The organism is Magnetospirillum moscoviense (assembly GCF_001650635.1).
GTDB lineage: Bacteria > Pseudomonadota > Alphaproteobacteria > Rhodospirillales > Magnetospirillaceae > Magnetospirillum > Magnetospirillum moscoviense.
Genome location: NZ_LWQU01000153.1, coordinates 20,791 through 27,891, shown reverse-complemented (window position 1 = coordinate 27,891; position 7,101 = coordinate 20,791). Strand labels below are relative to the sequence as shown.

Genomic DNA, 7,101 nt, shown 5'->3' with positions numbered 1-7,101 from the left:
ACCAGCCTCGCTGTACGCCTCGCCGACACCCCAAGAAAGCGAAAACGCCAAGTGTGTGCGCTATGTTAACGCCTATGAGGGTCAGCCCCCCGGCACGCCTTCGACCAGCGGCACGAAGCGGACGGCGCCCAGATGCTGGATGTCGATACCGTCGGCGGTCCGGGTGACCTTGACCAGATCCTGATCGGTGTCGCCCAGCGGCAGCACCATGATGCCGCCGATGGCCAGCTGCTCGACCAGCAAGGGCGGGATGTCGTGGGCGGCGGCGGTGACGATGATACGCTCGAACGGGGCCTGTTCCGGCCAGCCGCGGGCGCCGTCACCCACCTTGGCGGTGATGTTGTGGATGCGTAGTGCGCGAAAGCGGGCCTCGGCCTCGAGCAGCAGCGGCTTGTGGCGCTCGATGGTATAGACCCGGCGGCACAGCTGGGCCAGCACCGCCGCCTGATAGCCCGAGCCGGTACCGACTTCCAGGACCTTCATGCGGTCGGTGACGTCCAGCGCCTGGGTCATCAGCGCCACCACCAAAGGCTGGCTGATGGTCTGGCTGCAAGCGATGGGCAGCGCGTGGTTCTCGTAGGCCTGGTCCAGGAACGGCTCGGCGACGAAACGGTCGCGCGGCACCTTCTCGATGGCGGCCAGGGTGCGGGTGTCGCTGATGCCCTGCCCGCGCAGTTCCATCAACAGACGGATGACCCGGGGTTCGGCCACGGCCATCGGGCGCATTCCTTCAGGCCAGGCCCTGCGCCAGCGCGCGCATGGTCTGGCGGTGGGTCAAATCGACGCATAAGGGGGTGACCGACACGGCGCCGCGCAGCACCGCCTCGATGTCGGTACCGGGAACCGAGGTCTCCTCGGCCCGCTGGGCGCCGATCCAGATATAGGATTCGCCGCGCGGGTCGGCCCGTTCCACCAATTCGTCGCCGATCTTGCGCTTGCCCTGGCAGGTCACCTCGATACCGCCGACATGGGCGTGCGGCACGTCGGGGAAGTTGACGTTGATCAGCACGCCCGCATCCCAGCCGATGGCCGCGACCCGGCGGATGATTTCCGGTCCCCAATGCTCGGCGGTGGACCAACGCGGCGGATGGCCGGGATGGAAGAATTGCGAGAAGGCGATGGACGGAACCCCCAGGATGGTCGCTTCCATCGCCGCCGCCACCGTGCCGGAATAGGTGACGTCGTCGCCCAGATTAGCGCCGCGATTGACGCCCGACAGCATCAAATCGGGCTTCCTGCCCTTCAACACATGGTTGATGCCCAGCAGGACGGCGTCGGTCGGGGTGCCATCGACGGCGAAACGCCGCCGCGACACCCGACGCACGCGCAGCGGGCGGCGGATGGTCAGCGAATGGCCGGCGGCCGATTGCTCGGTCTCGGGGGCGACCACCCACACATCCTTGGAAATGGCGCGGGCGATCTTTTCCAGCACCTTGATGCCCGGCGCCTGGATGCCGTCATCGTTGGAAATCAGGATACGGGCGTTGGCGAGGTCGGCGATTGGGGGCATGGCGTCAGCCGATGATCTCGAGGCCGCCCATATAGGGCCGCAAGCAATCTGGCACCCGCACGCGACCGTCGGCCTGCTGGTAGTTTTCCAACACCGCCACCAAAGTCCGGCCGACCGCCAAGCCCGAGCCGTTCAGGGTATGGACGAAGCGGTTGCCCTTGTCCGAACGGAAGCGGGCCTTCATGCGCCGGGCCTGGAAGTCGCCGCAATTCGAGCAGGACGAGATTTCGCGATAGCGGTTCTGTCCCGGCAGCCACACTTCGATGTCATAGGTCTTCTGGGTGGAAAAGCCCATGTCGCCGGTGCACAAGACGATGGTGCGATAGGGCAGACCCAGGCGCTGCAGGATGGTCTCGGCGCATTGGGTCATGCGCAGGTGCTCGGCGTCCGACTGGTCGGGATGGGCGATCGACACCATCTCGACCTTCCAGAACTGATGCTGGCGGATCATGCCGCGGGTGTCCTTGCCGGCGGCGCCGGCTTCCGAGCGATAGCACGGGGTCAGCGCAGTCATGCGGATCGGCAACTGGGCCTCGTCCAGGATCTGGTCGGCGACCAGATTGGTCAACGGCACCTCGGCGGTGGGGATCAGCCAATGGCCGGTCGAGGTCTTGAACAAATCGTCGCCGAACTTGGGCAACTGGCCGGTGCCGAACAGGGCGGAATCCTTGACCAGGGTCGGCGGGCTCATCTCGGTATAGCCGTGCTCGCCGGTCTGGACGTCCAGCATGAACGACGACAGCGCGCGTTCCAGCCGGGCCAACGCCCCTTTCAGCACCACGAATCGCGCCCCCGACAGCTTGGCGGCACCGTCGAAATCCATCAGCCCCAGCTTCTCGCCGATGGCATCATGTTCCAGCGGCTTGAAATCGAAGCTGGCCGGCGTGCCCCAGCGCCGGATCTCGACATTGTGGTCCTCATCGGGACCATCGGGCACATCGGCAGCGGGTAGATTGGGCAGTGCCGCCAAAAGGGCGTCGATTTCCTCGCCCAGCGACTTGTCCTGAGCCTCAAGAAGCGTAACGTCATCCTTAAGCTGGGCGATGTCGGCCATCACGCCCGAGGCGTCCTGGCCCTGCTTCTTCAACAGGCCGATCTGCTTCGAGGCCTCGTTGCGCCGGGCCTGCATCTCCTGCAGCCGCGTCTGGGCCTGGCGGCGTTCGGAATCGAGATGAAGAATGTGCGTGCTGCGGCCTTCCAGGCCCCGGCGGGCCAGGCCGGCATCGAACGCCGCCCCATTATCGCGAATCGCCTTCAGATCGTGCATCGTGTCCCATCCACAAGGGGGTCAGCCGTTGAAATCGGTTTCCGGCGGGGGGTCGTCTTCCTCGGCCTCGTCGGACTCGTCTTCCTTGGCCCGCTTCTTCTCGGCCATCCGGGCCGAAATGATCGAGGCCTCGTACAAGATGACCATGGGGATGGCCAGCGACAATTGGCTGACCACGTCCGGAGGGGTCACCACGGCGGCGAAGACGAACACGCCGACGATGGCGAAGCGGCGCTTTTCCTTCAGTCCAGCGGCGGTGACCAGACCGACCCGGGCCAGCAGGGTCAGCAGCACCGGCATCTGGAAGGCCAGGCCGAAGGCGAAGATCAGGGTCATGATCAGGGACAGCGATTCGCTGACCTTGGCTTCCAACTGGATCGGCAGTTCGTCGGCCTGGGGCACCAGATTCTCGAAGCCCAGCAGATAGGTGTACAGCATGGGCAGGACCAGGAAGTACACCAAGGCCGCGCCCATGGCGAACAACACCGGGGTGGCGAACAGGAACGGCAGGAAGGCCTGGCGCTCGTTCTTGTAAAGGCCGGGCGCCACGAAGGCCCACAATTGGCCGGCCCACACCGGGAAGCAGATCACCGCCGCCGTGAAGGCCGACACCTTGACATAGGTGAAGAAGGCTTCCGTCGGCGCGGTATAGATCAGCCGGCGCATGCCACCCTTGGCCAACGCCACCGAGGCGTAAGGGTCCATCAGGAAGGCATAGGTATGTGCCGAGAAATAGAAACAGACCGCGAAGGTGACGATGAAGGCCAGCGCCGACCACAACAGCCGGCGGCGCAGCTCGACCAGATGTTCGAGCAGGGGCATGGTCTTGTCATCGGTGCTCACGGCGCTGGCGGCCTTGACGGGGGTTCGACCGGCGCGGCCGTGGGCTCGGGCTGGGCGGGGCTGGCGTCAAGCGACGCCACGCTGGGCGCTTCCAGGCTTTTGGCGATGTCGCCGGTGGGGTCGATGGTCTTCTCGATTTCGCGGCGAAGCGCGTTGGGATCGGTGGCCTTCTCGACCTGAGCCTTCAAGTCCGAGATTTCGGTCTCACGCACCATGTCATCGACGCCGCGCTGGAACTCGCCGGCCAATTCGCGGGCCTTGCGGGTCCACATGCCCATTTGCCGCAAGACGGCGGGCAAGTCTTTTGGGCCGATGACGATCAACGCCACCACGGCCACCAAAGCCATCTCATCCCAACCGACATCGAACATGCGCGATGGTCCCCCAGCGGCGACAAGCCCGGCGTGACGCCGGAGCTAGTGCTTGGCCGGTTCCTTTTCGGCCGGCTTCGGCTGGGCCTGTCCGTCGATCTGCGGCGAGCCGGCAGCGGGCGCGGCCGGCGTCGCGGCACCGTCCTCGTCCTCGTTCAAGCCCTTCTTGAAGGCCTTGACGCCCTTCGCCATGTCGCCCATCAGCTTCGGAATTTTGCCCGCGCCGAACAGCAGCAGCACGATGACCAGCACGATCAGCCAGTGCCAGATGCTGAAGCTACCCATGAAACGTATCTCCCAGGCCAAGGGTGAAAAAGGTGTGGGCGCGGATCATCGCAGATGAGCGGACCAAGAGCAACCGCCCCCTTAAGAATTTCCCGGCTCGGCGGCGTAGACGTGGGCCTGGCTGAGATCCAGGCGGACCGTCAGCCTGGTGCCTTCGGCCGGCATGAAATGACCGGGCACGCGGGCATGCAGGTGCAGCCCGCCGGCCATCAGGTGGATCAGCGACACCCGGCCCAGCATGCGAGACGCCAGCACCTCGGCAATACCGGCGCTGTCGGGGACCAGAGTCAGACCTTCGGGGCGGATCAGCAACTCGGCCGGGGCGCCCTCGCCCAGATCGGGCGCCGCCACCGGGCCAAAGGGCGTATCGACGCTTCCGTTCCGGACCGTCACCGGGATCAGGTTGACCTCGCCGAAGAACGAGGCGACGAACGGCGTCTCCGGGTTCAGGTACAGTTCCTCGGGCGAGCCCATCTGGACCACCCGTCCATCCTTCATCAGCGCGATGGAATCGGCCATGAACATCGCCTCTTCCGGGTCGTGGGTCACCATCAGGGTCGATACCCCCGACGATTTCAGCACATGCAGGGTCTCGTCGCGGACCTGATCGCGCAGGCGCTTATCCAGGCCGGAAAACGGCTCGTCCAGCAGCATCAGGCGCGGCCGGGGCGCCAGGGCGCGGGCCAGGGCGACCCGCTGCTGCTGGCCGCCCGACAATTGGTGCGGCCAGGCCTCGGCATAGGCCTCCATGCCGACCTGACGCAGCATCTCGACCACCCGCTGGGCACGGTCGGCGCGGGCCATCTTGTCCAGGCCGAAAGCGACATTGGCGGCGACGTTCAGATGGGGGAACAGGGCGTAATCCTGGAACAGGAAGCCGACATTGCGGGCCTCGGGCGGCAGGTGCAGCCCGTCACCCGACACCGTCTGGCAATTCAGCAGCACCCGGCCCCGGGATGGCCGCTCCAGCCCGGCGGCGATCCTGAGCGTCGTGGTCTTGCCGCAGCCCGACGGCCCCAGCAGGCAGACCAACTGGCCGGGCGGCACCGCCAAGGTGACCCCTTGCACCACCGGCCGCGCGCCATAGGAATGCGAGATGGCATCGAGATACAGACCGGCCGGGCAGGTCTCGGCGGGTGCTTCGGTCATTCTCCTCCTCCGGGGCGCGAGCGGGCGATGGCCCGGCTTAAACCGATGACCGGCACCAGGCCGACCAGCACGATGGCCAAGGCCGGCGCCGCCGCATCGGCCAGGCGTTCGTCCGAGGCCAGCGAGAAGGCCCGAACCGCCAGCGTGTCGAAATTGAACGGGCGCATGATCAAGGTGGCCGGCAATTCCTTCATGACGTCGACGAACACCAGCAGCGCCGCCGACAGCAGCGAGCCCCGGATGATCGGCACATGGACCCGCCACAAGGTGGCGAAAGGCCCCTTGCCCAGGGTGCGCGACGCCGCCTCGATCGAGGCGGTGACCTTGCCCAGCGAGGCCTCGACCGCGTTGAACGACACCGCCAGGAAGCGAACCAGATAGGCATAGACCAGGGCGGCGACGCTGCCGATCAGCATCACCCCGACAACCTTGTTGACAAAGCCCAGCGCCACCAGGGTTCCCACCGCGATCACCGATCCCGGCACGGCATAACCCAGGCTGGCCAGGCGCACCGCGCCAAGGTTCAGGCCCGACGGATCAAGGCGCTGGGCATAGCCCAGCACCACCGCCACCAGCACCGCCGCCCCCGCCGCGACGGCGGCCAGGATGAAGCTGTTGGCCACCAGGCCGGCGAAATCGGCGGCGAACAATTGGTCGGCCCCGACCTCCCATGACCAGATCGCCAGGGTGGCGGCCGGAACCAGGAACCCCAGCAGCAGCGGTGCGCAGCAGAAGACTTGCGCGGCCAGGGCGCGCGGGCCGGTCAGGCGAAAGCGCGGCAGCGTGCGCCAGCGGCTGGTGGTGTGGTGGGTGCGCCCGGCGCCGCGCGACATCCGCTCGACCAGCACCAGCCCCAGCACGAACACCATCAAGACCGCCCCCAATTGCGCGGCTACCGCCGGCTGGCCCAGGCCCAGCCAGGTGCGGTAGATGCCGGTGGTGAAGGTATCGACGGCGAAATAATGAACGGTGCCGAAATCGTTCAGGGTTTCCATCAGGGCCAGCGCCACCCCGGCGGCGATGGCCGGCCGCGCCAGCGGCAGCGCCACCTCGCGGAAAGCGCGCCACGGACTGCGCCCCAGGGTGCGGCTGGCTTCCAGCACGCAGACCGACTGTTCCAGGAAAGCGGCGCGCGCCAGCATGTAGACATAGGGGTACAGCACCATGGTCATCACCCAGATGGCGCCGCCCAGCGAGCGAACCTCGGGGAACCAATAGTCGCGGGCCGACGACCAGCCGAACAAGGCCCGCAATCCTGACTGCACCGGACCGGCATAATCCAACAGGCCGGTATAGGTGTAGGCCACCACATAGGCCGGCATGGCCATCGGCAGCAGCAGCGCCCATTCCAGCATGCGCGAGCCGGGGAAGCGGCACATGGTCACCAGCCAGGCGACACCGACGCCGCCAAAGGTCACCCCGGCGCCGACGCCGACCATCAGCCACAGGGAATTGACGATATAATCGGCCAGCACCGTGGCGGCCAGATGGGACCACACCTCGCCCGAGGGGGCGAACAGATGCCCGGCCACCACCAGAACCGGCGCGCCGACCAGGCCAGCGATCACCAGCGACGCAGCACTCCAGCCGGAAAAGCGCCGGGCCGGCGCGGTCGGCATCGGCGCAACGGGATCATGGAAGGTTTCGGCAAGGTCGAGATCGGCCATCGGTCCGTC

General features: G+C 66.6%; 8 protein-coding genes. All 8 read right to left on the bottom strand.

Annotation, left to right across the window (positions count from 1 at the left end; translation table 11 throughout):
• Positions 1-81: 81 nt before the first annotated feature.
• The 8 genes from A6A05_RS13900 to A6A05_RS13865 all read right to left on the bottom strand — a co-directional run bounded on the left by A6A05_RS13900 (position 82) and on the right by A6A05_RS13865 (position 7,092).
• Positions 82-717, bottom strand: coding sequence for a protein-L-isoaspartate(D-aspartate) O-methyltransferase (locus tag A6A05_RS13900; RefSeq protein ID WP_068502344.1), 636 nt, complete (start codon positions 715-717; stop codon positions 82-84).
• Between the two features lie 13 nt (positions 718-730).
• Positions 731-1,510 carry a 5'/3'-nucleotidase SurE gene (gene surE, locus A6A05_RS13895; protein ID WP_068502324.1) on the bottom strand — a complete coding sequence of 260 codons (780 nt, stop codon included), beginning with the start codon at positions 1,508-1,510 and terminating at the stop codon, positions 731-733.
• A gap of 4 nt (positions 1,511-1,514) precedes the next feature.
• Complete coding sequence (gene serS, locus A6A05_RS13890) at positions 1,515-2,777, bottom strand: serine--tRNA ligase (RefSeq protein ID WP_068502321.1); 1,263 nt, start codon at positions 2,775-2,777, stop codon at positions 1,515-1,517.
• Between the two features lie 21 nt (positions 2,778-2,798).
• Entirely contained in the window at positions 2,799-3,620 is an 822-nt protein-coding gene (tatC, locus tag A6A05_RS13885) for a twin-arginine translocase subunit TatC (RefSeq protein WP_342670025.1), read from the bottom strand.
• Positions 3,617-3,991, bottom strand: coding sequence for a Sec-independent protein translocase protein TatB (gene tatB / locus A6A05_RS13880; protein ID WP_068502311.1), 375 nt, complete (start codon positions 3,989-3,991; stop codon positions 3,617-3,619). The genes tatC and tatB overlap by 4 nt, the downstream gene beginning before the upstream one ends.
• 45 nt (positions 3,992-4,036) lie before the next feature.
• On the bottom strand, positions 4,037-4,276 hold the full coding sequence (locus A6A05_RS13875; RefSeq protein ID WP_068502309.1) for a twin-arginine translocase TatA/TatE family subunit: 240 nt from the start codon (positions 4,274-4,276) through the stop codon (positions 4,037-4,039).
• Between the two features lie 81 nt (positions 4,277-4,357).
• Positions 4,358-5,425: an ABC transporter ATP-binding protein gene (locus A6A05_RS13870; RefSeq protein WP_068502304.1), complete on the bottom strand. Its 1,068-nt coding sequence runs from the start codon at positions 5,423-5,425 to the stop codon at positions 4,358-4,360.
• Positions 5,422-7,092, bottom strand: coding sequence for an ABC transporter permease (locus tag A6A05_RS13865; RefSeq protein WP_216635803.1), 1,671 nt, complete (start codon positions 7,090-7,092; stop codon positions 5,422-5,424). Before A6A05_RS13865 ends, A6A05_RS13870 begins: the two co-directional genes overlap by 4 nt.
• Positions 7,093-7,101: the final 9 nt, after the last annotated feature.

What these genes read in the sequence shown, in the direction of transcription:
- A6A05_RS13875 (WP_068502309.1), bottom strand. Translation starts at nt 4,276, where the DNA reads ATGGGTAGCTTCAGCATCTGGCACTGGCTGATCGTGCTGGTCATCGTG.
- surE (WP_068502324.1), bottom strand. Translation starts at nt 1,510, where the DNA reads ATGCCCCCAATCGCCGACCTCGCCAACGCCCGTATCCTGATTTCCAAC.
- A6A05_RS13900 (WP_068502344.1), bottom strand. Translation starts at nt 717, where the DNA reads ATGGCCGTGGCCGAACCCCGGGTCATCCGTCTGTTGATGGAACTGCGC.
- A6A05_RS13870 (WP_068502304.1), bottom strand. Translation starts at nt 5,425, where the DNA reads ATGACCGAAGCACCCGCCGAGACCTGCCCGGCCGGTCTGTATCTCGAT.
- serS (WP_068502321.1), bottom strand. Translation starts at nt 2,777, where the DNA reads ATGCACGATCTGAAGGCGATTCGCGATAATGGGGCGGCGTTCGATGCC.
- A6A05_RS13865 (WP_216635803.1), bottom strand. Translation starts at nt 7,092, where the DNA reads ATGGCCGATCTCGACCTTGCCGAAACCTTCCATGATCCCGTTGCGCCG.
- tatB (WP_068502311.1), bottom strand. Translation starts at nt 3,991, where the DNA reads ATGTTCGATGTCGGTTGGGATGAGATGGCTTTGGTGGCCGTGGTGGCG.